The sequence below is a fragment of the Rhodoferax sp. GW822-FHT04A08 genome, assembly GCF_058801025.1.
Window position 1 is genome coordinate 48,357 of the sequence record NZ_JBXAMW010000009.1, and the last position, 24,287, is coordinate 72,643.

A 24,287-nucleotide genomic window follows, 5' to 3' on the forward strand; every position below is an offset into this window, starting at 1 on the left:
TGGTGAAGTCGCTTTGGGCCTGAGACTGCAAGGGGATTCTGGCTACCATTTGGCACTCACCAAAGGATCTCCCAGTGTCTGCCGCTTGCACCAATGGAATCGATATCGGTTTCGCCTCATTGAATTATTTGCAGATTGGTTTTCTCGGTGTCGTGCAGGGAATCACGGAGCTGCTGCCGATTTCATCGACGGCGCATATGCGCATCGTGCCCGCACTGCTGGGCTGGACTGATCCGGGCTCCGCGTTCTCGGCCATCATGCAGCTCGCAGCACTGGCCGCCGTGTTGTCCTACTTTGCCAAGGATGTGCGCGCGCTGTTGCAAGGTACGGTGCAGGCGATCCAGGTGCGCAATTACCAGTCGCCCCACTTTCGCATGTCGGTGGGCATTGTGCTGGCCACCATTCCCATCGGCATCGCCGGACTGCTGCTGTCGCATCTGCTAAACGCCTGCGGCTCTGCGCTGCGCGGCCTGCCGGTCATTGCCGTGGCCTGCATCGTCATGGCGGCACTGCTGGCCATCTCCGAATGGAAATGCAAGCATGAGCGCCGCATGCACGATATGCGTCTGCGCGATGCGCTCTGGGTGGGTTTGGCCCAGGTGGGCGCGCTCATCCCCGGTGTGTCGCGTTCCGGCTCCACCCTGACCGGTGCCCTGTTCCTGAACTTCCGCCGCGAAGACGCGGCGCAGTTTTCATTCTTGCTGGGCTTGCCCGCCATTGCGCTGGCCGGGCTCAAGGAACTGCTGGTGCTGTGGCATGCGCATATTCCTCTGGAAGCGTGGCAACACCTTGCAGTGGGCTTAGTGGTGGGTAGCGTCTCGGCCTTTGCCGCCATCTGGGGGCTGATGCATTTTCTGGAGAAGTTTTCCACCTGGGTGTTCGTGGCGTATCGCGCGCTGCTGGGCATCTTTTTGCTGTTGGCTCTGGGCATGGGGTGGCTGGCATGAGCACGCTGCAGTCTTTGCGCAACTGGTTTGCTTACTACGCACAGTTGCTGGGCCTCAAGGGCCGCGGCGGCATGGTGGTGGCGGTGGTGATCGGGCTGCTCTGGATCAACTCCGGCATCTACAAGGTGCAGCCTGATGAGCAAGGCGTGGTGCTGCGCTTTGGCAAGTTCCAGGAAACGGTGGACCCTGGTCTGCACTACCACTGGCCCTACCCGGTAGAGTCGGTGCTGCTGCCCAAGGTCACCCAGGTCAATCAGCTGCAGTTGGGCACGGCGCGCACGGGCGCTGCCACCAATGTCTCCAACGAAGACTCGCACGACCGCCAGATGCTCACCGGTGACGAAAACATTCTGGAGGCTGAATGCGCCGTGTTCTGGCGCATCAAGGACGCCAAGGACTTTCTGTTCCGTATCAAGAACCCCGAGGTGTCGGTGCGCATCGCGGCTGAGAGCGCCTTGCGCGAAATCATCGGCCGCACACCGATCCAGGCGGCCATGTCGGACAAACGCCAGCAGATTGCCGACCAGACCCGCGACCTGATGCAGACGCTGCTGGACCGTGAGCATGCCGGCATTCTGGTATCACAGGTGCAGCTGCAACGCGTGGACCCGCCGGCTGCGGTGATCGATGCCTTCAACGACGTGCAGCGCGCCCGTGCCGACCAGGAGCGTGCCCGCAACGAGGCTGACTCCTATGCCAACGACATCCTGCCGCGCGCCCGCGGCGAGGCTTCCAAGATCACCCAGGAGGCCGAGGCCTACAAGGAGCAGGCCGTCAAGCTGGCCGAGGGCGATGCCAAGAGCTTCATGTCGGTCTACAACAGCTATGTGAAGTCCAAGGACGTGACAGCCTGGCGCCTGTATATGGAAAGCATGGACGAGCTGCTCAAGAAGTCCACCCGCGTGATTGTGGACACCACCGGCAAGGGCGCCTCTGCCGTCATGCCGTACATGAACATCGGCGACAAGGCCAAGGACGCACCCAAGGAGAGCAGCAAATGAAGCGACCCGTCCTGTGGGCATCCATCGCCGGCGTCGCCGCTCTCTGGCTGGTATCCATGACCACCTATGTGGTGTCGGAGACCGAGCAGGCCCTGATCATCCGCCTGGGTGCGCCGGTGGGCGTGGTCAGCGTGCCGGGACTGCAATTCAAAGTTCCGTTTGTTGACACCGTCAACCTGTATGACAGCCGCCAGTTGCTGCTGGAGCCGCCGCTGGAGCAGGTGATTCTGGGGGACCAGAAACGCATCGAAGTGCAGACCTATGCACACTACCGTATCGTGGATCCATTGCAGTTCTACCAGTCACTGCGCACGCTGGACCAGGCCAATGCGCAACTCGGCCAACTGGTGAGCTCATCCCTGCGCAAGGAGTTGGGGCAGATCAACTTGCCTGCGCTCCTGTCGGAAGAGCGGACCAAGGTGGTGTCACGCATCGAGACCGAAGTGCAGCAGAAAGCCAAGCAACTGGGCGTGGAAGTATCGGAGGTGCGCTTTCGCAAGGCCGACCTACCACTGGAAACCAGCCAGGCCATCTACGAGCGCATGAAGTCGGAGCGCCAGCGCGAAGCCAAGGAGCTGCGTGCCCAGGGCGCTGAGTGGGCGCAGCAGATCCAGTCCAAGGCGGACAAGGAGCGCTCCGCCATTCTGTCGGAGGCACAACGCACCGCCAAGATTGCACGCGGCCAGGGTGACGCCCAGGCCAACCAGGTGCTGTCGGACGCCTTTGGCCGCGACCCGCAGTTCTATCGCCTGTACCGCTCGCTGCAAACCTACCGGCAAGCCTTGGCCGACAGCGGGCCCAGCCTGTTTCTCTCACCCGATACCGAGTTTTTGCGGAACCTGAAAAACGGCCCCGCCACAGCCGGCCGCAAGTAAGGTGGAAACGGATCCTTCACTGCTGTCCTTCAATGTGGCACTGGGCGTGCTGCTGGTGGACATTCTGCTCAGCGGAGACAACGCCATCGTCATTGCGCTGGTATGTCGCTCGCTCTCCAAGGAGCATCGCACCAAGGCTCTGTGGCTGGGGGTGATGGGCGCATTTGTGGCCCGGCTGGTGCTGACCAGTTGCGCCACGCTGGCCATGAACCTGCCCCTGATCAAACTGATAGGCGGCCTGCTGCTGCTGAAGATTTCGATCGAGCTGATCGTGGACAACCTGCAGCAGTCCGGCGATGGCGCCGGGCCGCAGCACTCCAGTGCGCAGGATATTTTTTCAGCGGCCAGGACCATTGTGCTGGCCGACATCGTGATGAGCCTGGACAACGTGCTGGCGCTCTCGGCCATCACCCAGAACAACTGGCAGATGCTGGTGGCAGGCCTGCTGTTGAGCATTCCCATCCTGATGTTCGGCAGTCTGTATGTGGCGCGACTGATGGATGTGTTTCCCTATCTGCTGTGGGTGGGTGGCGCCATCCTCGGTGGCGTGTCCGGCTCGCTCATCATGGATGACCCCATATTCGGTGGCGCATTCAGCAGCGCCTCCACCCTGTCCAACCTGGTGGTGCCGGTGATCGCTGCCGGCTTTGTGGTGCAGATCAGCCGGGTGATTGCGACCAATGCACAGCGCATGCAGGACGTGCCCAAGCCACCGTCTCTGCTGAGCATTCTGTGGAAGAGCGCGCCGGATGCGCCGCGGGCAGATGCGGCTGTGCCACAGCCTGTGCTGGCCTTGGCCGTGGCAGCTGAAACCGCGCAGCACACTGTTGCCAAAGCTGCCCCCGTCAACGCCGCTCTCGCTACGCCACCCGCGTCCACGGCCAAGCCGGTGCGACCGGCGCCCGTAGCGCAAGGCGGTGAGCACCGTGTGCTGATTGCGCTGGGCCTGTTCATGATTCTTTCCGGAGGTGCGGCGTACTACTTGCTCAATGTGTACCAGCCGGCCGTCCCGGACCGCTTCATCACCTATCTGTGCAAGCAACCGGCCATGGCCATCAGCTACCTGCCCCATGCCCGCGAAATCCGCTTTGCCACCGCAAAAGGTGCGGTGTCCACCACCGTCATCGAGGACCGCGTCGTGTGGGAAGACTACCGTGACGCCGGTGCCCGATTGGGCGCACCGCCGCCGGTGAAGATTCTCTCGGCAGATGAGCGTCAGTTGGTTGTGAACGGAGGCGTTTTTGAAAACACATCCTGCATCCCCGCCGCCCAACCGTAGAGCCCGCAACGCAAGGCGCCTGCGCTCGCGGGTGCGCCTGTTCGCATTGGGCGTTCTGGTGGTCTATGGTGTTTATCTGCTGATCAGTTGGTTGTTGCTTCGCTAGCTGGCGCGGCGGCGCGTCAATCAGCTATCTGCTCAATGCCAGTGGTGATGGTCCCAATACCCGAAACCCACGCCAACCGTGACCGGTGAGGGTGCGTAATACACCGGCGCAGCGGGCACGATCACAGTGGTCGGCGCTTGTGCATATTCCACAGGGGCGGTTGAATACGTGGAGGTGGTGCCCTGCGTCGCCGCACCTATGGGCGTGACCTGCAAGCGAATGGTGGGGCCAGGGTCTTGCGGCATCTGCACGGTGTACTGCTTGCCACCGAACTCATACACCACGTTATAGGCCACGGTACGGTTTTCATAGAAGACCTGGGTGCTGCAATGCTGCACGTCCTGCAGCTGCGCCGGTGGGCTGCCTTCAATCTTGTCGCCCAAAATGGCGCCGCCCACAATACCCAGCATGGTGGCCGCAGCATTACCTGCGCCACGTCCCACCTGGTTGCCTATCGCGCCACCGGCAATCGCGCCCATGGCGGCACCTGCGCCTGACTTCTGCGATTGCACGGCCACCTGTTCGGTGGTGCAGACCTTGCGTGGAACGCCCACCTGTTGAACCACTGGTGTAGTGGAGATCACCCGCCCCACATCATCTGCCAGGCAGATGCCGGAGGCGATCAGCAAGGTGGAAAAAGCAATGAGCTTATGCATGTGCAACTCTCCTGACGTTTCGGATGGCTCAATAATCCACCTTGCCGCGCACGGTTTCATGCCTGAGCAGTGAAGAAAAAGTAAAGTTCCGTAGCTTCACATTTCCTTCGTCAACTGAAGAGGCTTCGTTGCAACAATCGGGGTCATAGCCCATCAGACCTGCACGCGCGGCTGATCTCGACTCCGTCTCCATCCAAGGCATACCTTATGAGCAGCAGGCAAAGCATGTACCCATCCACCCCAAGCCAACCGAGCGCTTCCGCCGTTGCAGGCAGCCAATCGGGCAAGCTCAGCACTTGGGCACTTACCGCCCTGGTGGTTTTGGCAGCTGGCGGCGCTGCATGGTGGAAATTCGCGCCGCACGCTGGTGATACCGCCGCAACGGGTCAGGCTGCAGGCGGCCCACCCGGTATGGGGCCCGGTGGCGGTTCGCGCCGCTTTGGCGGCAGTTCGGGTGTACAGCCGGTGTCGGTCATGGCCGCGCGGCTACAGGACATACGGGTCACGGCCAGCGCCATTGGCAGCCTGACCGCATCCAACACGGCAGTGGTCCACGCGCAGGTGAGCGGCACGCTGCAGAGCATCCTGTTCCAGGAAGGGCAGCAGGTGCAGGCCGGCCAACTGCTCGCACAGATCGATCCGCGCTCTTTCCAGGCCGCCGTGGGCCAGGCAGAAGGCGCACTGGCACGTGACAGTGCCCAGCTCGACAACGCCCGGCTGGACCTGCAACGCTACAAGGACCTGGTGGCCAAGGACGCAGCCCCCAAACAGCAGGTCGATACCCAGTTGGCCCTGGTGCGTCAGCTCGAAGGCACCGTCAAGGTGGACCGCGGCGCGCTCGACAGCGCGCAGTTGCAACTGTCCTACACCAAGGTCGTGGCGCCCACCAGCGGGCGCGTCGGTCTGAAGCAGGCCGACATCGGCAACGTGGTGCAACCCTCGGATGCCAACGGCATCGTGTCCATCGCACAGACGCGGCCAATCGCGTTGGTGTTTTCCATCCCTGCGGCGCAAGTGCCGGTGCTGCAGGCCAAGCTCAAGGCCAAGCAGCCACTGCGCGTGGAGGCCTGGGACAAAGGCAGTGCCAAGCTGCTGGCCACTGGCCAGGTAGCGACCATCGACAACGCGATTGACGCCAGCACCGACACCATCAAGGTCAAGGCCTTGTTCCCCAACAAGGACGATGCGCTGTTCCCCAACCAGTCGGTCAGCGTGCGGCTGCAGCTCGACACGCTCAGCAATGTGCTGGCTGTGCCGCAAGCGGCCGTACTGCGGGGTGCGCAGGGCTTTTATGTGTACGTCGTCGGCGATGACAACACGGTGAGCACACGGGTCATCAAACCCGGCGTGGTGGACGGCGACTGGATGGCCGTCGAAGGCGCTGTGCAGCCAGGCGAAAAAATTGTGATCGACGGTGTGGACCGGCTGCGCAATGGCGCCAAGGTGGAAGTCATAGTTCCCAATGCCAAACCGGGTGGCGGTGGCAACTGGAAGGGCGGCGACAAGGGCGGCAAGGCTGCCAATGGTGCTGCACCTGCGGCATCTGGCGCAGCAGCACCAGCCCCTGCAGCTCTCGGCCCCGGCACCAGACCTGCTCCGGCAGGCGCACCACCCCAACCTGCAGCCGGCAAGGAGGGCCCCGCCGAGAATGCGGGAGCCGCCGGTGCCGACGACGCTGCAGCGGCGCAACGCCGCGCCTTCTTCCAGAGCCTATCCCCCGAAGATCGCGAGAAGCTGCGCAACATGACGCCAGAAGAGCGCCAAGCCTGGCGCGAAAAGATGCGTGCCAAGCTCAATCCGCAATAGGCCCCCATGAATCCGTCGCGCATATTTATCGAGCGGCCGGTGGCAACCGCGCTGCTGATGCTGGCCATCTTGCTTTCGGGTCTGCTGGCGTACCGGCTGTTGCCGCTATCGGCCCTGCCCGAGGTGGACTACCCCACCATCGAGGTCACTACGCTGTACCCGGGCGCCAGCCCGGATGTGATTTCCACCACGGTGACCGCGCCGCTGGAGCGTCAGTTCGGACAGATGCCGGGCCTGGGCCAGATGACGTCGAGCAGCTCGGGTGGCGCGTCCATCATCACGCTGCGATTCTCGCTGGGCCTGTCGCTGGATGTGGCCGAGCAGGAAGTGCAAGCCGCCATCAACGCCGGCAGCAACCTGCTGCCCAGCGACTTGCCCATGCCACCGGTCTACAGCAAGGTCAACCCGGCCGATGCGCCGGTGCTCACCATTGCCGTGACCTCACCGTCGCTCACCGCTATCAAGCTGCATGACCTGACCGAGAACCGGCTCGCCCCCAAGCTCTCGCAGGTGGACGGGGTGGGCCTGGTCAGCATTGCCGGTGGCCGCAAACCCGCCGTGCGCATACAGGCCAACCCGCAAACGCTGGCCAGCCTGGGGCTATCGCTCGATGACATTCGCACTGCTATTGCCGCAGCCAATGTGAACCAGGCCAAGGGCAGCTTCGACGGTGCGCAGCGCGCCTCCACCATCGATGCCAATGACCAGCTCAAGTCGGCTGCCGAATACCAGGACCTGATCATTGCCTGGAAGAACGGCAACCCCTTGCGCCTGAAAGACGTGGCGCAGATCGTGGACGATGCCGAAAACCTGCGTCTGGCCGCCTGGGCCGACCAGACGCCCGGCGTCATCCTGAACGTGCAACGCCAGCCCGGCGCCAACGTGATCCAGACAGTGGACCGGGTCAAGGCCCTGCTGCCGCGGCTGCAGTCCACGCTACCAGCCTCGGTGGACGTGCGCATCATCGCCGACCGCACCACCACCATACGCGCCTCGGTGGATGACACTGAGTTCGAGTTGCTGCTGGCCGTGGCGCTGGTGGTGATGGTGATCTTCCTGTTCCTGCGCGATGCGCGGGCCACGTTGATTCCGGCGGTGGCCGTGCCGCTATCGCTGGTGGGCACCTTCGGCGTGATCTACCTGGCGGGCTTTTCCATCAACAACCTCACGCTGATGGCACTCACCATTTCCACCGGGTTTGTGGTGGATGACGCCATCGTGATGATCGAAAACATTGCCCGGCACCTTGAGGTGCCGGGCAATGTTTCGGCGCAGGCTAACTTGGGCGAAGCACAAGTTAAGGGTGCGTCAGCACCCGGCCAGAGCCAAAACATTGCTCTCTCGCCCATGCAGGCCGCACTCAAAGGCTCCAAACAGATTGGCTTCACTATCATCTCGCTCACGGTGTCGCTGATTGCGGTGCTGATTCCGCTGCTGTTCATGGGCGATGTGGTGGGGCGGCTGTTCCATGAGTTCGCCATCACGCTGGCGGTCTCCATCCTGATTTCCGCCGTGGTCTCGCTCACGCTCACGCCCATGATGAGTGCACGCCTCTTGCGCCCCGAAGCGCAACGCAGCCACAGCCGCCTGGGCGCCTGGAGCGGCCGGGCCTTCGACTCCATGGTGGCTTCCTACGGGCGCGTGCTCCACTGGGTGCTGGACCGCTCGGCCCTCACGCTGCTGGTGTTCGGCCTGACGCTTATCGCCACGGTGGCGCTGTATATCGCGGTGCCCAAGGGCTTCTTCCCGGTGCAGGACACCGGGCTGATACAGGTCATCACCGAGGCGTCGCAGAGCACCTCGTTTGCCGCCATGGGCGAACGCCAACAGGCACTGGCAGACACCATCCTGCAGGACCCGGATGTGGACCACCTGGCCTCCTTCATCGGTGTGGATGGAGCCAACGCCACGCTCAATACCGGGCGCATGCAGATCACGCTCAAACCGTTTTCCCAGCGCACCAGTTCGGCCAGCGAAGTGATACACCGCCTGTCCGCCAGTACCTCGCATGTGCCAGGCATTACCGCCTACATGCAGGCGGTGCAGGACCTGAGCATTGAAGACCGCGTCTCCAAGACGCAGTACCAGTTCCTGCTCAGTTCACCGGACTCCAAAGACCTGGCCACGGCCGCCAGCCGGCTGCTGGAGCGCCTCAAGACACTGCCGCAGATTGAAGACGTGGCTACCGACTTGCAGGACCAGGGTCTGCAAGCCTATGTGCAGATCGACCGCGAGGCCGCTGGCAAGCTGGGCGTGACGGTGTCCGCCATCGACAACGCACTCTACAACGCCTACGGCCAGCGCCTCATCTCCACCATCTACACCCAGGCCAGCCAGTACCGTGTGGTGCTGGAAGCCGCCGAGCCTTACCGCACCGGCATGCGTTCGCTGGACAAGCTGTATGTGCCTGGCAGCAGCGTGAGCAGCAACGGCACCACCACGACCGTGCAGGTGCCGCTGTCGTCGGTGGCGCAGTTTGTGGAGCGCCCCTCGGCGCTTTCCATCAACCATGTGGCGCAGTTCCCCTCGGCCACCGTGTCCTTCAACCTGGCACGGGGCGTGTCGCTGGGTGCGGCAGTGGATGCCATCAAGGCCGAAGAAGCCAAGCTCGATCTGCCGGCCAGTGTAGAGACCAGCTTCCAGGGCGCGGCCGAAGCTTTCCGCGCATCGCTGACCAGCACCCTGCTGCTGATCGTGGCGGCGGTGGTCACCATGTACATCGTGCTGGGTGTGCTGTATGAGAGCTTCATCCACCCGGTCACCATTTTGTCCACGCTGCCCTCAGCCGGGCTGGGCGCGCTGCTGGCATTGCTGCTGGCGCGCCAGGACCTGGGCGTGGTGGGCATCATCGGCATCGTGCTGCTGATCGGCATCGTCAAAAAGAACGCCATCATGATGATCGACTTCGCGCTGGACGCCGAGCGCGAGCAGCAGCTCTCGCCACGCGAGGCCATCCACCAGGCCTGCCTGCTGCGCTTTCGCCCCATCCTGATGACCACCATGGCCGCGCTCTTGGGCGCACTGCCCTTGATGCTGGGCACCGGCGCAGGCCATGAACTACGCCACCCCCTGGGCGTGACCATGGTCGGCGGCCTGATCGTGAGCCAGATCCTCACCCTGTTCACCACCCCCGTGATCTACCTGGGCTTCGCGCAGCTATCGCAGCGCTGGAAGGCGCGCAGCTCCGAAGGAGCAGCGGCATGAGCGAGCCCACCAAGGCTGCCGCGGATCCGGCTCCGCCGGTCCGCCAGCAGCGCCCCCCCTCGGGGGGGGAGGCGCCGAAGGCGACACAGGGGGGCTCCATCTCGTCGCCTTTCATCAACCGCCCCGTTGCCACCACACTGATCACACTGGGCATTGGCCTGGCCGGTGCGCTGTGCTTCTGGCTGCTGCCCATCGCGCCGCTGCCGCAGGTGGACATTCCCACCATCTCGGTGAGCGCCTCACTTCCCGGCGCCAGCCCCGACACCATGGCCGCCACCGTGGCCACACCGCTTGAGCGGGTGCTGGGCAGCATTGCCGGGGTGAGCGAGATCACCTCGCGCTCCTCACTGGGTTCCACCAACGTCACGCTGCAGTTTGACCTGAAGCGCGACATCAATGGCGCCGCCCGCGATGTGCAGGCTGCCATCAACGCCGCACGCACGCTGCTGCCCACCGGCATGCCCAGCAACCCGACCTACCGCAAGGTCAACCCAGCGGATGCGCCCATCATGATTCTGGCGCTGACCTCGGACACGCTCACGCGCGGCCAGATGTATGACGCGGCCTCCACCGTGCTGGCGCAGCGCATTGCGCAGGTGGAGGGCGTGGGACAGGTGAGCGTGGGTGGCGGAGCCCTGCCGGCGGTGCGCGTAGAACTCAATCCGGACCAGCTCGCAGCCAACGGCATTGCGCTCGACAACGTGCGCCTTGCACTCACCGCCACCAATGCCAACCGTCCCAAAGGCACGCTGGAAGATGGCGCACGCAGCTGGCAGGTGGGTGCCAATGACCAGGCCCGCACCGCGGCCGAATACGCACCCGTGATCCTGAACTACCGCAGCGGCGCAGCGGTGCGCCTGCGCGATGTGGCGACCGTACGCGACTCGGTGCAGGACACGCGCAACTATGGCGTGGCCAATGGCAAGCCAGCGGTGGCGCTGTTTGTACAGAAAGAGCCTGGCGCCAACATCATCGACACGGTGCAACGGGTGCGCGAGCTGCTGCCGCGCCTGCAGGCCTCCATTCCCGCGGCCATCGATGTGAAGGTGCTGAGCGACCGCACGCCCACCATACGTGCGTCGCTGCGCGAAGTGGAGCGCTCGCTGGCCATTGCCATCGGGCTGGTGATTCTGGTGGTGCTGCTGTTCTTGCGCAGCTGGCGCGCCACGCTGCTGCCGGCGGTGGCCGTGCCAGTGTCGCTGGCAGGCACGCTGGGCGTGATGTACCTGTGCGGCTACAGCCTGGACAACCTCTCGGCCATGGCGTTGACGGTAGCCACCGGCTTTGTGGTGGACGATGCCATCGTAGTGCTGGAGAACATCACCCGCTATACCGAGCAGGGACTGAGCCCGCGCGAGGCCGCGCGCAAGGGTGCGCGCGAAATCGGCTTTACCGTGGTGTCCATCAGCGTGTCGCTGATTGCGGTGTTCATTCCGATTCTGATGATGGGTGGCGTGGTGGGTCGGCTGTTCCGCGAGTTTGCGGTGGTGCTGTCCACGGCCATCATGGTTTCCATGCTGGTGTCGCTCACCACCACGCCCATGATGGCTTCGCTGCTGCTGCGCCCCCGAGAGAAGCAACGCCCGCGCAACGCACGACTGCAGGCGCTGTCGGATGGAGTGGCAACGCTGGGGCGCAAGGCCGTGCGGTTGTACCGGCGCAGCCTGGCCTGGACGCTGCGGCATCAGCCGGTGGCCATGCTGTCGCTGCTGGCGGTGATCGCGCTCAACATCTACTTGTACACCGCCATCCCCAAGGCCTTCTTTCCGCAGCAGGACACCGGTGTCATCGTGGGCGGCGTGCAGGCTGACCAGGGCAGCTCTTTCGAGATGATGCAAAAGCGGGTGGACACATTTGTGGCCATCCTGATGGCCGATCCGGCGGTGGCCAACGTCAGCGGCTCCACCGGCGGCGGGCAGCGCAACACGGCCAACTTCTATGTCACGCTCAAACCCCTGGCCGAGCGCAAGATCAGCGTGGACGGCGTCATTGCCCGGCTGCGCGGCAAGCTGGCGCATGAGCCCGGCGCCAATCTGTTTCTGGTGCCGGTGCAGGACATCCGCATGGGTGGCCGCCAGGCCAATGCGCAGTACCAGTACACCTTGCAGGCCGACTCGCTGGAGGACCTGCGCAGCTGGGAGCCGCGCGTGCGTGCCGCCTTGTCCAAACTGCCGGAGCTGGCCGACGTGAACTCCGACCAGCAGGACAAGGGCATGCAGACCACGCTCACCATTGACCGCGATGCTGCGGCCAGGCTGGGCGTGACGGTGAGCAATCTGGACACCACGCTCAACGACGCGTTTGGCCAGCGCCAAGTCGGCGTGATCTATAACCCGCTCAACCAGTACCGGGTGGTGATGGAATTGGCACCCGAGTACCTGCAAGGGCCGGAGATGCTGAGTCGCCTCTACGTCACCAGCAAGACCGGTGCGCAGGTGCCGCTGTCGGCCTTTGCCAAGGTGGAGACCACCAACACGCCGCTGTCCGTCAACCACCAGAGCGGCACACCGGCCTCCACCATCAGCTTCAACCTGCCGCTGGGCGTGTCGCTGTCGGAGGCCACCGCTGCCATTGACGGTGCGCTGCTGCAGCTGGGCGTGCCGGTGTCGGTGCGCGGCAGCTTCCAGGGCACGGCCAATGCGTTCCAGCAGTCGCTGTCGTCACAACCCTTGCTGATTGCCGCGGCGCTGGTCACCATCTACCTGGTGCTGGGCATTCTGTACGAGAGCCTGATCCACCCGCTCACCATCCTGTCCACGCTGCCGTCAGCCGGTGTGGGTGCGCTGCTGGCGCTGATGCTGTTTGATACGCAGTTCTCCATCATCGCCTTCATCGGCGTGATCCTGCTGATCGGCATCGTGAAGAAGAACGCCATCATGATGATCGACTTCGCCATTGCGCGCCAGCGCGTGGGCAACGTCAGCGCGGGTGCCGCGATCTTCCGTGCCGCCAGCCTGCGGCTGCGGCCCATTCTGATGACCACCATGGCCGCCTTGTTCGGCGCGGTGCCGCTGGCCCTGGGCACGGGCGATGGCGCCGAGATGCGCCAACCACTGGGCATTGCCATCGTGGGCGGGCTGATCCTGAGTCAGCTGCTCACGCTCTACACCACGCCGGTGGTATTTGTGCTGATGGACCGGCTGCGCCGCAAGCCCAAGGCCACTGCCGCCCCTGCCCTCACCCCTTTGCCGAACGCGACTGCACACTGAGACCGCCATGCTGAAACCCAAAAGCCTCACCCTTCTCTCCCTGGCCGTATGCGCGCTGCTGAGCGCCTGTGCCATCACGCAGGTTGCACCACCCGCGTCGCAAGACGCGCCGGCCCGGTTCAAGGAAAGCGCTGGTCCTGACGCTGCCACTATGCAGAACGTGCCGGACGCTTGGTGGACCCTGTTCCAGGACCCGGTGCTGGATGATCTGGAACGCCGCGTGGTCATCGGCAATGAGAGCATCAAGTCCTCGCAGGCCCAACTTGCCAGTGCGCAGGCGGTGCTGGGCGCCAGCCGCAGCGCCACCGGGCCCACTCTGTCTGCCAGCCTGAACGGCACGCGTTCGGCCAACGCGCAATCGACGGCGGCTGAGAACCCGAGCAACAGCGTCTCCCTCACCGCCACCGCCAGCTGGGAGGTGGACCTGTGGGGCCGCCTGTCCATGGCCACACAAGGTGCAGAGGCCAGCCTGAATGCATCGCAGGCGGATCTGGCTGCCGCGCGCCTGTCGGTGCAGGCGGCCGTGGCGCAAAACTATTTTTCGCTGCGTGCAGCCGAGGCGCAGCAGGCCCTGCTGGCGCGCAATGTGCAGGCCTACCAGCGCGCACTGGAGTTGACCCGTGTGCGCTACAGCTCGGGTGTGGTCGGTCTCACCGACGTGTTGCAGGCGCAAACCCAGCTCAGCAGCGTGCAGACCCAACTGGCCGACATGCAGGCGCAGCGCGCCCAACTGGAGCACACACTGGCGGTGCTGCTGGGCGAGGCACCCGCGGTCTTCTCCATCGCGCCCACGGCAACCTTGCCCCAGGCAGTGGCCGTGCCAACGCTGCTGCCATCCACCCTGTTGGAACGGCGGCCGGACATTGCCGCTGCACGCGAACGCGTGAAGGCCGCCTACGACCAGATCGGAGTGACCGATGCGGCCCTGTTCCCCACCCTGAACCTGTCGGCCACGGCGGGCTACAGCCAGTCGTCCATCGCCAATCTGCTGAGCACACCCAATTTGCTGTGGTCGCTGGGAGCCTCGGTAGGTCAGTCCATCCTGGATGGGGGCAGCCGCCAACTGGCCAGCGCACAGGCGCGGGCCTCGGCCGACCAGGTCACCTCGTCGTACCGGCAGTTGGTACTCACCGCGCTGCAGGAAGTGGAAGACAACCTGGTCCTGAGCGCCCGGCTTTCCGACGAGGTGCAATCACAGACTCAAGCCCTGCAGGCGGCCCAGCGCAATCTGGAGATCGTGATGGAACAGTACCGCGCGGGCACGGTGAGCTACCTCAATGTCAGCAGTGCCCAAAGTTCGGCACTGAGCAGCGAGGCAACCCTGGTCTCGGTGCGCAATCGCCAGCTGATTGCCATCAACACCCTGCTCAAGAACATTGCGGGTCGCTGGCAGATGTAACAAAAAAGCGTGTCTTTACATAGCTGCGGTAAAGATAGGTAAACAGCTACGTTTTTGCCGCTTTTCATTTGATTTAGAAAATTTTCCGCCGAATTCCAATGGAGTCCATCCCACCCCATTGGAGTCAACATGAGCAGCATCGACAGCATTTCCTCCTCGGTCTATGTGCCCCCATCCAACCTGACACAGACGAGCCAGACCAGCAGTACTTCTGACCCGGATGGCGATGGGGACGGCAGCAAAGGTGTCAAGGGTTCGGGTCACCACGGGCATGGCCATGGTCGCGGCGGCGCCCTGCAGTCCGCTTTGATGCAGGCACTGCAAAGCCTGGGGCTCAACACCACCCAGAGCACCAGCGCCACCTCCAGCACTTCGGGCAATTCGTCCACCACCACCGCCGGCACCGACAGCGACGGTGATGACGACGGCTCCACTTCCGGTGCCAGCAGCACCAAGGCGGACATTGGAGCCTTCATGCATGCCCTGTTTCAGGCCGTCAAGAGTGAGAACACCGGCGGAGCTTCGGGTAGCGGCACAGGCAGCAATTCCGGCGATCCCAAGAGCAACTTTGCCTCCGGCCTGTCGGCCCTGATTTCACAGGTCACCAGTGGCAACGCGCCATCGGACCTGCAAAGCGCCTTCAACAAGATGGTGGCGGACCTGCAAGGCAGCTCCAGTTCAAGCTCTGGCAGCACGGGCACCAGCGGCAACGGATCGACCAGTTCACAAGTCAGCCTGCAGGCCCTGCTCAGCCAGATGCAGCAGAACCTGGGCTATGGCGCTACCTCCAGCACGTCCTCACTGGGCAGCCTCTTCAGCAACCTGGCATAAGACGCCGGGGACGCGTGCCTAAGCCGGCACTCCGGCCAACGCGGACTCGATGACGGCGATGCGCGTGCGCAGCTCCGGTGCAATCCAGCGCTCCATGGCCTGCATGGGTTGCGTCCAGCGGGCAAGCGCAGGCGCCCTGACGCCAATCTGCGCCCATGCCCAGTCCAGCAACACGATCGCTACCACGCGCAGGAAGTCGTCGGCCACCCAATAGGCCAGTGTTGCATCGCGCTGGCCCGCCTCGCACAGTTGCCGTGTGACAGAACGCAGCGCCTCCACGCGCTGCAGCACGCGGGGGTGCGATGGCACAGCCAGGTCCAGCTCTGCAACCAGGCTGTCCAGCCAGTTGCCAAAGGATGTGCCCGCGTCAGGCAGTACCTTGCGCACCAGCAGATCTATCGCCTGGATCTCGTTGGTGCCTTCGTAAATCATGGCCACGCGCGCGTCGCGCACGATTTGCTCGATACCCCACTCGCGCACATAGCCGTGCCCGCCCAGCACCTGCAGGCATTCGCTGCCACCGTAAAACGCCTGCTGGGTAAAGGCGGCCTTGATGACCGGCGTCACAAAGCTGCACCAGCGCTGGGCCGCTTCGCGGCGAGCGGCGTCTGCGTGGTGTTTGCCCATGTCCAGCTCGATGGCGGTTCGGTATGCCAGCACACGGCCGCCGTCGATCCAGGCCCGCTGGGTATCCAGGATGCGGCGCATGGCCGGATGCTCGGCGATCAGGTCGGCCTCGGCGGCCGACCTGCCGCGGCCCGGTGCGCGCATTTGCCTGCGCTCGCGGGAGTAGGCGTCTGCGGTTTGCCACGCGGCTTCCAGCAGGCCAATGCCCTGCAAGGCCACATGCAGGCGCGCGGCGTTCATCATGACGAACATGGCGTTGAGACCACGCCCGGGCTCGCCCACGATCCAACCCCTTGCGTCTTCGAAACGCATGACGCAGGTGGGGCTGCCGTGCAGGCCCATCTTCTCTTCTATGCGGTCGCAGTAGGCCGCACTGCGGCTGCCGTCTTCGTAGTATTTGGGCACCAGAAACAGCGACAGCCCCTTGGGGCCGGGCGGTGCGTCGGGCAGGCGCGCCAACACCAGGTGCACGATGTTGTCGCTGAGGTCGTGCTCGCCGCCGGAGATGAATATCTTGGTGCCCGAGACGCGGTAGCTGTCATCCGCCTGTGGCACGGCCTTGGTACGCGCCAGCCCCAGATCACTGCCGGCATGGGCTTCGGTCAGGCACATGGTGGCCAGCCATTCGCCGGTGGCAATCTTTTCCAGGTAACGCTTCTGCAAGGCTTCACTGCCGTGGTGCTTGAGGCATTCGTAGGCGCCGTGCAGCAAGCCGGGCGCCATGGTCCAGGCGTGGTTGGCGGCACTGAGCATTTCGTACAGCATGGCGGCCAGCACCGAGGGCAGCCCCTGCCCACCGTCTTCCACATCGGCCGCCAGTGCGGGCCAGCCGGCCTGCCAGAAGGCGGCGTAGGCATCCTTAAAGCCTGGCGGCATGGTGACCGATCCGTCCTTCCACTGCGCGCCCACTTCATCACCCTGGCGGTTCAACGGGGCAATGGCTTCGCCCACAAACTTGCCGGACTCCTCCAGCACCTGGGCCATCAGATCTTCATCGACCTCTGCGAATGCGCCTAGTTGCTGCAGAGTTGCAGGCGCCTGCACCACAGTGGCCAACAACCACTGCATGTCCTGCGTGGGAGGCTGATACACGCTCATGCTGCTTCTTTCCGTTTGGCTGCACCCAGGTAGGACTCGATCACACGCGGGTCTTGCGCCAGTTGTTCGGCCGGACCGTGAATGCCGATGGCACCCATCTCCAGCACATAGGCATAGTCCGCCACCGCCAGTGCGGCGCGCGCATTCTGCTCTACCAGCACGATGGTCACACCGGTCTCGCGCAGCTTCTCGATGATGCTGAAGATCTCCTTGACGACTAGCGGCGCCAGGCCCAGGCTGGGTTCGTCGAGCATCAGCACCTTGGGGCCGGACATGAGTGAGCGGCCCACGGCCAGCATCTGGCGCTCGCCGCCGGACAGGGTTCCCGCGAGTTGCAGCCTGCGCTCTTTCAGGCGGGGGAACAGGGTGTAGACCTCTTCCATGCGGTCACGCCAGTGCGGATTGGCCAGACGCATCTGGCGAAAGCCGCCCAGCAGCAGGTTGTCCTCCACTGGCATGGTGCCAAACAGCTCGCGCTTCTCCGGCACCAGGGCCACGCCGCGCATGACACGCTCTTCCAGCGTCAAGGACTGGATGGGGGCGCCCTCCAGGTCGATCTGTCCGTTGGCGGGCAGGACGCCCATCAGCGTGTTGAGCAGCGTGGACTTGCCCGCGCCGTTGGGGCCTATGACCGTGATCACGCTGCCGGGGTCCGCGTGCATATCGATGCCGTGCAAAACCTCGGCGCGGCCATAGCCCGCACGCAGGTTGTGGACGCGCAGTACCGGTGTCGTCATGGTGCGCTCCTTAATGTTCGGTACCCAGGTACGCGGCACGCACCTTGGGATCTTGCTGAATCTGCTCGGGCGTACCTTGCGTGAGCAGGGTGCCGAACTCCATCACGACCAGGTGGTCGCACACGTCCATGACCAGTTCCATGTCGTGCTCAACCAGCAGAATGCTCACGCCTTGCTGCTGCAACTGCCGCAGCACTTCGCCCAGCCGCTTCTTCTCGAGGTGGCGCAGTCCGGCTGCAGGCTCATCCAGCAGCAACAGGGCCGGGTCACTGCAGAGGGCGCGCGCAATTTCCATCAGGCGCTGCGGCCCCATGGCCAGGTTGCCCGCCAGCTCATGCAGGTACTCACCCATGCCAATGCGCTCCAGCTGGCGCTGTGCCTCCTTGTAGAGCTGGCGCTCTTCCAGACGGTTGGTACGCGTCATGGCCGACAGCACGCCCTTGCTGCCGCGCAGGTGGGCGCCCAGCGCCACGTTTTCCAGCACCGTCATGTCGGGGATCATCTTGACGTGCTGGAAGGTGCGCGACATGCCGCGCCTTGCGATTTCGCGGGAAGGCAGGCCGCTGACCCCTTCGCCGCGGAACACCACTTCACCGCCGCTCAAGGCGAGCACACCGGTGATGAGGTTGAAGGTGGTGGACTTGCCCGCACCGTTGGGACCGATCAGGCCCACGATCTGGCCGGCATCGATCTGGAAGCTGATGTTGTTCACCGCAGTCAGTCCGCCGAACACCTTGCGAATGCCCTTCACCTGCAGAATCGGCTCGCCCTTGGCCGGCTTGCCGCGCTCAGGCAAGGCGGGTGCATCGGCCCAGTCCACGGCACGCGCTGCACGCGGCAGCTTGCGTTGCACCATGGACCACAGCCCATCGGGAAGAAACTTGAGCATCACCACCAGGACAATGCCAAACACGATGACTTCGTAGCTGCCGCTGGTGCCGATGAGCTTGGGCAACAGCACCTGCAACTGGTCTTCCATGAGCTTGGTGATCAATGCGCCGGCGACCGCACCCCACACGTGGCCGATGCCGCCCACCACGGTCATGAACAGGTATTCAATGCCCATCTTGAGACCGAAGGGCGAGGGGTTGATGGAGCGCTGGAAGTGCGCGAACAGCCATCCGGAAATGGAGGCCAGTTGCGCGGCGATCAGGAAGATGATGATCTTGTAGCGCAGGGTGTTGACGCCCATGGCCTCGGCCATGCGGGTGCCGTTGCGCAAGGAGCGCATGGCGCGGCCGGCGCGCGAGTCCAGCAGCGAGATCAGCGCCGCCGCCGCACACAGCACCACCACCCAGGTCAGGACGAAGAAGCCCTTGCCCTGGCCGATCTGCCAATCGAACACCGACAGACCCGGCAGGCCCAGCAGGCCGTCGTACTTACCCAGGGCGTCCAGGTTGCCCATGAGGTAGTACAGGGCCAGCGCCCAGGCGATGGTGGCCAGCGGCAGGTAATGGCCGGACATGCGCAGCGTGATGCCGCCCACGACCAGCGCAGAAGCCGAGGTGATGGCCAGACCGATGAACAGCGTCACCCAGGGCGAGAGGCCCAGGTTGAGGGTGAACCAGCCACTGGCATAGGCACCGATACCTACGAACGCAGCCTGCCCGAAGGAGGTGAGGCCGGCCACGCCGGTGAGCAACACCAGCCCCAGGCAAGTCAGGCTGTAGAGGCCGATGTAGTTGAGTTGGGTGATCCAGAACTCGGGCAGTGGCAGCAGGGCCACCAGCAGAACCAGGGCCCCCAAAGCGAGCCAGCGCATGTTACGGTTGTTCATGTCAGTGCTCCTCATCCGAATGGCCACCCTGGAGCGAACGCCAGAGCAGGATGGGAAGAATCAGCGTGAACACAATGACCTCCTTGAACGCACTGGCCCAGAAGGAGGCCAGCGACTCCACGATGCCCACGAACAGAGCGCCCACCAGGGCACCTGGGTAGCTCGAAAGACCAGCTACCACCGCCGCCACAAAACCCTTGAGGCCGATGAGGAAACCCGAGTCGTAGAACACGGTGGTGGTCGGCCCGATCAGCAGGCCCGACAGCGCGCCAATGAGCGCGGCCATGGCAAATGCCGTCTGGCCGGACGCGTGGGAAGAAATGCCCATGAGGCGCGCACCCAGGCGGTTGACCGCGGTGGCACGCAGGGCCTTGCCCATGAGGGCACGTTCAAAAAACAACCAGAGCAGCACGATGAGCGCAACGGAACAGGCAAAGATGATGAGGGTCTGTCCGGTCAGCGTCACTGGACCCAGCGAAAGGCGCAAATCCCAGAACGGCGGATTGCGGAAACCTTCGGCCCCGAAGAACAGCAGCCCCAGGCCAGTCATGGCGAAGTGCACACCCACGGCCACGATCAGCAACACCAAGGGCGACGCATCTTCCAGCGACTGGAAGGCCACGCGGTACACCAGGGGCCCGAAGGAGGTGACGATGGCCACACTCAGCAAGGCTTGCACTTCCAACGGAAACTGGCGCGGCGCGGCCCACAGCGTGACCAGCGCAAGCGCCACCGGAACCGCCAGCACCTTGAGGGCCGACTTGAGTGCAGCCAGCGGGTTGCGGTGGTGGCGCCACCGGCTTACCAGCTCCATCAGAGCAGCTATGCATGCCATGATCAGCAACAGCCATACCGTGCCGGGCACGCGTCCCGTCTGCAGAATGGCCAGGGTGAGCGCGCCGTAGGCGACGAACTCCCCCTGGGGGATGAAGATCACACGCGTGACCGTGAATACCAGCACGGTGGCCAGACCCAACAGGGCATATACCGCCCCGTTGGTCAAGCCATCCAGCAGCAGGATGCTGGCAATCGTGGAGTCCATGGGCTTGAATCCTTTTGCGTGTTATTCGATTTTCCAGTCGCCGTTGACCACCTTCACGATCACGCCGGTGTCCAGGGTGTAGCCCCAGTGGTCTTCCTTGGTCCAGTTGAGCGTGCCGTGGGCCACCACGGTGCGGCCCATGGTCTCCAGCGCATCGCGTAGGGCCGCGCGGAATTCGGGCGTACCGGTCTTGGCCTTCTTCAGCGCCAGGGGAACCGCTTTCTCCAGCACCAGGACGGTGTCGTAAGCGTGGCCGGCGAACTGGTTGTGGCTGCCCGCACCATAGGCGCCGTCGTACTTGGCCACGAAGTCCAGGGCAAACTTCTTGGAGGGGTTGGAGTCTGGCAACTGCGCCGGTGCAATCACCGGGCCCGACACCACATAGGTGCCTTCCATGGCCTTGCCACCCACGCGCATCAGGTCCTTGGTGGCAGCGGCATGGGTCTGGTAGATCTTGCCTTTGTAGCCACGGTCCAGCACGGCCATCTCGGGCATGGCGGCTCCGCTGCCCGAGGCCACCACCAGGATGGCATCGGGATTAGCGGCGGTGAGCTTCAAGGCCTGCGCGGTCACGCCGGTATCGGTGCGGGCAAAGCGTTCGGCGGCCACCACCTTGATGCCTTCCTTGTCACCGGCAGCGGTGAAGGCCTTGAGCCACTGCTCGCCATAGGCATCGGTGTAACCCAGGAAGCCCACCGTTTTGACGCCCTGCTTCTTCATGTGCGCAACCACGGCGTGCGCCATGACGTCATTCGACTGGGGCAGACGGAAGGACCAGGTGTCCTTGCCGGGTGGCAGACCAATGGGGGTGGCTGCGAGCTGCACCGTCTGGCTTTCCACCGCCACGTCGGCAATGGCAATCCCCACCGGTGTGGCAGCGGAACCGAGCAGCACGTCCACCTTCTCTTCGGCCACCAGGCGGCGCGCGTTCTTCACGCCCTGGGTGGGATCGGTGGCATCGTCGAGCACGATCACCTTGAGCTTCTCGCCGGCAATCTTTTCCGGCCACAAGGCGATCTGGTTTTTCATGGGAATGCCCAGGCCGGAGGCCGGACCGGTCAGCGGAAGAATCACACCGATGGTGAGGTCGGCCATGGCCAGACCCGACATCAGTGTGGTTGCGGCAGCGGCAATCACTTGGTAGCTAAGTTTCACGGTTGTCTCCTTTTTGTGGTGGTTGAAGCAGTGGATCAAGAGCACAGTGTCTTGATGAATTCCGGTACCGGAATGGATTTCATGCGCACCTCGTCGCCGGGCAGGCGCACGACGAAGGCACGCACCTCGGTGCCTTCGCACAGCAGGTCGTCACCGCGCATGACGACATGGCGGTGCAAAAAGACCTTCTCGCGCCATTCGGTCACGCTGGTGTGGATCTGCAGCCGCTCTCCATAGGTGGCCGGTCGCTTGAACTGGGTGTTGATCTCCAGCAGCGGGGTGCCGATGATGCCGGTGGTCTTGACCAGTTCGCGCCAGGGCTGCACACCGCACTTCACGAAGAAGTTCAGCGAAGAGGCATCCATCCACTTGGAAAAATTGGGGAAGAACACGATGCCGGCGGGATCACAGTCCCCGAACATCACTTCCACTTCGTAGATCACGGTTTTGCTCATCGTCTTCCTTGGGTTAGCGGGGGGCCATGCGCAGTGCGCCGTCCAGGCGTATCACTTCGCCATTGAGGTGGCCATTGGTGACGATATGCGCAGCAAGCTGCGCGAACTCTTCGGGTTTACCCAGGCGTTTGGGGAACGGGATGCTCTCGGCCAGTGACTTCTGCACCGCTTCGGGCAAGGTGCGCATCAACGGCGTGGCAAACAGGCCGGGCGCAATGGTGCACACGCGGATGCCGTGCTGCGCGAGGTCACGTGCCATAGGCAGGGTCATGCCCACGACCCCGGCCTTGGAGGCGCTGTACGCCTGCTGGCCCACCTGGCCGTCAAATGCCGCCACCGACGCAGTAAACACCATCACGCCGCGTTCGCCATCCTCCAGCGGCTCCTGCTGTGCGCAGGCGGCGGCAAACAGGCGCGCCACGTTGTAGGTACCCAGCAGATTGACCTCGATGACTTTGGCGAAGTCCTCCAACGGGGCGGCGCTGCCGTCCTTTGCAATGACACGCTTGGCGCTGCCGATGCCGGCGATCTGCAGCAGGATGCGCGCTGGCCCGTGGGCTGCGGCTGCCTGCTCCAGGGCCGCTTGCACGCTGGATGCGCTCGTGACGTCGCACTGAATGGCCAGGCCACCGATTTCGCCAGCTACCTGCTGCGCCTGTGCCAGGTTGACGTCCAGGATGGTGACCTTGGCGCCCAGGCGTGCGAGCTCGCGCGCGCTGGCCTCGCCCAGGCCTGATCCGCCGCCGGTGACCAGTGCCGCTTGTCCTGTGATGTGCATGGAGTTCCTTTGCTTGTGCGTGGGTTGTCTAGTGGTGCGGCCTCAGGCTGCAGCGGGGTTTTCCAGCAGCAGGGCAATGCCTTGACCGCCACCGATGCAGGCGCTGGAAACGCCGTAGCGCAGACCGCTGCGCTGCAGTTCACGCGCCAGCGTCAGGGTCAGGCGCACACCGGTTGCGGCCAAGGGATGGCCCAGGGCAATCGCACCGCCGTTGACGTTGAGCCTGGACATGTCCAGGCCCAGTTCGCGGCCCACCGACAGGGTTTGCGCACCCTGGGCTTCATTGATCTCGAACCGGCCCACGGCATCCAAAGACAGCCCTGCGCGTTCCAGCAGCAGGCGGATGGCAGGCGCCGGGCCTATGCCCATGATTTCCGGCGGCACACCCACCACGGCGGCAGCCACCACGCGTGCCAGCGGCTTCTTGCCTTGGGCTCGCACATAGCTGCCCGCGGCCACCACGGCGGCGGCCGCCGCGTCCACCAATGCCGCGCTATTGCCGCCGGTCTGCACGCCGTCTGGATACACGGTGCGCAGCTTGGCAAGCACTTCGACCGGGGACGGGCGGGCATGGGTGTCGGTGGCCACTTCGGTTACCTTGCCCTGCAACTGGATGCCGCGCGTGGCGTAACCGGGAAGCTCAAACTTCTCGCTGACCACGGGCGCAATCTCGCCAGCATGGAAACCATCGGCCTGTGCAGCCACTGCCTTGGCAAACGACGCGCTGGCAAAGGCATCCACCTCTTCGCGGGTGATGCCGTACTTGCGCGCCAGGTTCTCGGCGGTCTGGATCATGGTGATGCCGCAGGCGGAATCTTTCAGCGCCTCCCACAGAAAATCCTTGAACTCCACCGGCGCACCCAGCTTGAAACCGGTGCGATGGGTGAAGGAGGCAATCGGGTTGCGAGTCATGGACTCGGCGCCCACCACCAGGGCCACATCGGCACACCCGGCCTGAATCTGTTCGCCTGCCTGGCGGAACAGCTCAAAACCGGTGCCGCAGATGCGCTGCACCATCAACGCGGGCACGGTCTGTGGCACACCTGCATACAGAGCGACGTGGCGCGGCAGCATGAACTGCTCGTAATCGCCAGGCGCCATGTTGCCGGTCAGCACCGTCTCGATGTGATCGGCCGGGACGCCTGCCTTGTGCAAGGCTGCACGGGCCGCTTTGATACCGAGATCGGTGGGCGAGATGTGGCCCAGCGCACCGCAGTAGTCCACCATGGGGGTGCGCATGCCGTCGATCATCCAGATGTCGTCGAATGCGTTGAAGAATCCTTTGGATGCCATATGGTTCCTTGT

Annotated in this window: 18 protein-coding genes; 9 read left to right on the forward strand and 9 right to left on the reverse strand. The window is 64.0% G+C overall.

Annotated features, from left to right (window positions below; all coding sequences use genetic code 11):
- The first annotated feature begins 74 nt into the window (after positions 1-74).
- The 4 genes from AC1RMF_RS17260 to AC1RMF_RS17275 are packed head-to-tail and all read left to right on the forward strand — an operon-like array spanning position 75 to position 4,102.
- Positions 75-947, forward strand: coding sequence for an undecaprenyl-diphosphate phosphatase (locus tag AC1RMF_RS17260; protein WP_493143073.1), 873 nt, complete (start codon positions 75-77; stop codon positions 945-947).
- Positions 944-1,948 carry an FtsH protease activity modulator HflK gene (gene hflK / locus AC1RMF_RS17265; RefSeq protein WP_493143075.1) on the forward strand — a complete coding sequence of 335 codons (1,005 nt, stop codon included), beginning with the start codon at positions 944-946 and terminating at the stop codon, positions 1,946-1,948. Before AC1RMF_RS17260 ends, hflK begins: the two co-directional genes overlap by 4 nt.
- Complete coding sequence (gene hflC, locus AC1RMF_RS17270; protein ID WP_342619244.1) at positions 1,945-2,823, forward strand: protease modulator HflC; 879 nt, start codon at positions 1,945-1,947, stop codon at positions 2,821-2,823. Before hflK ends, hflC begins: the two co-directional genes overlap by 4 nt.
- Before the next feature lies 1 nt (position 2,824).
- Positions 2,825-4,102: a YjbE family putative metal transport protein gene (locus tag AC1RMF_RS17275; protein WP_493143077.1), complete on the forward strand. Its 1,278-nt coding sequence runs from the start codon at positions 2,825-2,827 to the stop codon at positions 4,100-4,102.
- Positions 4,103-4,240: 138 nt separating this feature from the next.
- On the opposite strand, the gene AC1RMF_RS17280 is transcribed toward AC1RMF_RS17275, so the two are convergent.
- Complete coding sequence (locus AC1RMF_RS17280; protein ID WP_493143079.1) at positions 4,241-4,864, reverse strand: glycine zipper 2TM domain-containing protein; 624 nt, start codon at positions 4,862-4,864, stop codon at positions 4,241-4,243.
- 225 nt (positions 4,865-5,089) lie between these two features.
- On the opposite strand from AC1RMF_RS17280, the gene AC1RMF_RS17285 reads away from it, so the two are divergent.
- The 5 genes from AC1RMF_RS17285 to AC1RMF_RS17305 all read left to right on the forward strand — a co-directional run bounded on the left by AC1RMF_RS17285 (position 5,090) and on the right by AC1RMF_RS17305 (position 15,313).
- Positions 5,090-6,670 carry an MdtA/MuxA family multidrug efflux RND transporter periplasmic adaptor subunit gene (locus AC1RMF_RS17285; RefSeq protein ID WP_493143080.1) on the forward strand — a complete coding sequence of 527 codons (1,581 nt, stop codon included), beginning with the start codon at positions 5,090-5,092 and terminating at the stop codon, positions 6,668-6,670.
- Positions 6,671-6,676: 6 nt separating this feature from the next.
- Positions 6,677-9,874, forward strand: coding sequence for an efflux RND transporter permease subunit (locus AC1RMF_RS17290; RefSeq protein WP_493143082.1), 3,198 nt, complete (start codon positions 6,677-6,679; stop codon positions 9,872-9,874).
- The gene (locus tag AC1RMF_RS17295; RefSeq protein WP_493143084.1) at positions 9,871-13,083 is read left to right on the forward strand and encodes a multidrug efflux RND transporter permease subunit; all 3,213 of its coding nucleotides are present in this window, start codon (positions 9,871-9,873) and stop codon (positions 13,081-13,083) included. Before AC1RMF_RS17290 ends, AC1RMF_RS17295 begins: the two co-directional genes overlap by 4 nt.
- 7 nt (positions 13,084-13,090) lie before the next feature.
- Complete coding sequence (locus tag AC1RMF_RS17300) at positions 13,091-14,482, forward strand: efflux transporter outer membrane subunit (protein WP_493143085.1); 1,392 nt, start codon at positions 13,091-13,093, stop codon at positions 14,480-14,482.
- A 129-nt stretch (positions 14,483-14,611) separates the two neighbouring features.
- Positions 14,612-15,313: a hypothetical protein gene (locus AC1RMF_RS17305; protein ID WP_493143086.1), complete on the forward strand. Its 702-nt coding sequence runs from the start codon at positions 14,612-14,614 to the stop codon at positions 15,311-15,313.
- Positions 15,314-15,331: 18 nt separating this feature from the next.
- Here the strand turns inward: AC1RMF_RS17305 and AC1RMF_RS17310 are convergent, their stop codons facing one another.
- The 8 genes from AC1RMF_RS17310 to AC1RMF_RS17345 all read right to left on the reverse strand — a co-directional run bounded on the left by AC1RMF_RS17310 (position 15,332) and on the right by AC1RMF_RS17345 (position 24,275).
- Positions 15,332-17,038, reverse strand: a complete 1,707-nt coding sequence (locus AC1RMF_RS17310; RefSeq protein ID WP_493143087.1) for an acyl-CoA dehydrogenase family protein — start codon at positions 17,036-17,038, stop codon at positions 15,332-15,334.
- On the reverse strand, positions 17,035-17,775 hold the full coding sequence (locus AC1RMF_RS17315; RefSeq protein WP_493143089.1) for an ABC transporter ATP-binding protein: 741 nt from the start codon (positions 17,773-17,775) through the stop codon (positions 17,035-17,037). Before AC1RMF_RS17315 ends, AC1RMF_RS17310 begins: the two co-directional genes overlap by 4 nt.
- A gap of 10 nt (positions 17,776-17,785) precedes the next feature.
- Positions 17,786-19,552: a branched-chain amino acid ABC transporter ATP-binding protein/permease gene (locus tag AC1RMF_RS17320; protein WP_493143090.1), complete on the reverse strand. Its 1,767-nt coding sequence runs from the start codon at positions 19,550-19,552 to the stop codon at positions 17,786-17,788.
- Position 19,553: 1 nt separating this feature from the next.
- Positions 19,554-20,594: a branched-chain amino acid ABC transporter permease gene (locus AC1RMF_RS17325; protein ID WP_493143092.1), complete on the reverse strand. Its 1,041-nt coding sequence runs from the start codon at positions 20,592-20,594 to the stop codon at positions 19,554-19,556.
- A 21-nt stretch (positions 20,595-20,615) separates the two neighbouring features.
- Positions 20,616-21,704 carry an ABC transporter substrate-binding protein gene (locus tag AC1RMF_RS17330; RefSeq protein WP_342621027.1) on the reverse strand — a complete coding sequence of 363 codons (1,089 nt, stop codon included), beginning with the start codon at positions 21,702-21,704 and terminating at the stop codon, positions 20,616-20,618.
- Between the two features lie 80 nt (positions 21,705-21,784).
- A complete protein-coding gene (locus AC1RMF_RS17335; RefSeq protein ID WP_342619256.1) occupies positions 21,785-22,204 on the reverse strand; it encodes an acyl-CoA thioesterase in 420 nt (139 codons plus the stop codon).
- Between the two features lie 13 nt (positions 22,205-22,217).
- The gene (locus tag AC1RMF_RS17340) at positions 22,218-22,982 is read right to left on the reverse strand and encodes an SDR family NAD(P)-dependent oxidoreductase (protein ID WP_493143093.1); all 765 of its coding nucleotides are present in this window, start codon (positions 22,980-22,982) and stop codon (positions 22,218-22,220) included.
- Positions 22,983-23,024: 42 nt separating this feature from the next.
- A complete protein-coding gene (locus tag AC1RMF_RS17345; RefSeq protein WP_493143095.1) occupies positions 23,025-24,275 on the reverse strand; it encodes a thiolase family protein in 1,251 nt (416 codons plus the stop codon).
- Between the last annotated feature and the right edge of the window lie 12 nt (positions 24,276-24,287).

Excerpts from the sequence above, each read along its gene's own strand:
- AC1RMF_RS17335 (WP_342619256.1), bottom strand. The coding sequence starts at position 22,204 with ATGAGCAAAACCGTGATCTACGAAGTGGAAGTGATGTTCGGGGACTGT.
- AC1RMF_RS17295 (WP_493143084.1), top strand. The coding sequence starts at position 9,871 with ATGAGCGAGCCCACCAAGGCTGCCGCGGATCCGGCTCCGCCGGTCCGC.
- AC1RMF_RS17290 (WP_493143082.1), top strand. The coding sequence starts at position 6,677 with ATGAATCCGTCGCGCATATTTATCGAGCGGCCGGTGGCAACCGCGCTG.
- AC1RMF_RS17280 (WP_493143079.1), bottom strand. The coding sequence starts at position 4,864 with ATGCATAAGCTCATTGCTTTTTCCACCTTGCTGATCGCCTCCGGCATC.
- hflC (WP_342619244.1), top strand. The coding sequence starts at position 1,945 with ATGAAGCGACCCGTCCTGTGGGCATCCATCGCCGGCGTCGCCGCTCTC.
- AC1RMF_RS17305 (WP_493143086.1), top strand. The coding sequence starts at position 14,612 with ATGAGCAGCATCGACAGCATTTCCTCCTCGGTCTATGTGCCCCCATCC.
- AC1RMF_RS17310 (WP_493143087.1), bottom strand. The coding sequence starts at position 17,038 with ATGAGCGTGTATCAGCCTCCCACGCAGGACATGCAGTGGTTGTTGGCC.
- AC1RMF_RS17330 (WP_342621027.1), bottom strand. The coding sequence starts at position 21,704 with ATGTCGGGTCTGGCCATGGCCGACCTCACCATCGGTGTGATTCTTCCG.
- AC1RMF_RS17320 (WP_493143090.1), bottom strand. The coding sequence starts at position 19,552 with ATGAACAACCGTAACATGCGCTGGCTCGCTTTGGGGGCCCTGGTTCTG.
- AC1RMF_RS17300 (WP_493143085.1), top strand. The coding sequence starts at position 13,091 with ATGCTGAAACCCAAAAGCCTCACCCTTCTCTCCCTGGCCGTATGCGCG.
- hflK (WP_493143075.1), top strand. The coding sequence starts at position 944 with ATGAGCACGCTGCAGTCTTTGCGCAACTGGTTTGCTTACTACGCACAG.
- AC1RMF_RS17315 (WP_493143089.1), bottom strand. The coding sequence starts at position 17,775 with ATGACGACACCGGTACTGCGCGTCCACAACCTGCGTGCGGGCTATGGC.
- AC1RMF_RS17345 (WP_493143095.1), bottom strand. The coding sequence starts at position 24,275 with ATGGCATCCAAAGGATTCTTCAACGCATTCGACGACATCTGGATGATC.
- AC1RMF_RS17285 (WP_493143080.1), top strand. The coding sequence starts at position 5,090 with ATGTACCCATCCACCCCAAGCCAACCGAGCGCTTCCGCCGTTGCAGGC.
- AC1RMF_RS17325 (WP_493143092.1), bottom strand. The coding sequence starts at position 20,594 with ATGGACTCCACGATTGCCAGCATCCTGCTGCTGGATGGCTTGACCAAC.
- AC1RMF_RS17340 (WP_493143093.1), bottom strand. The coding sequence starts at position 22,982 with ATGCACATCACAGGACAAGCGGCACTGGTCACCGGCGGCGGATCAGGC.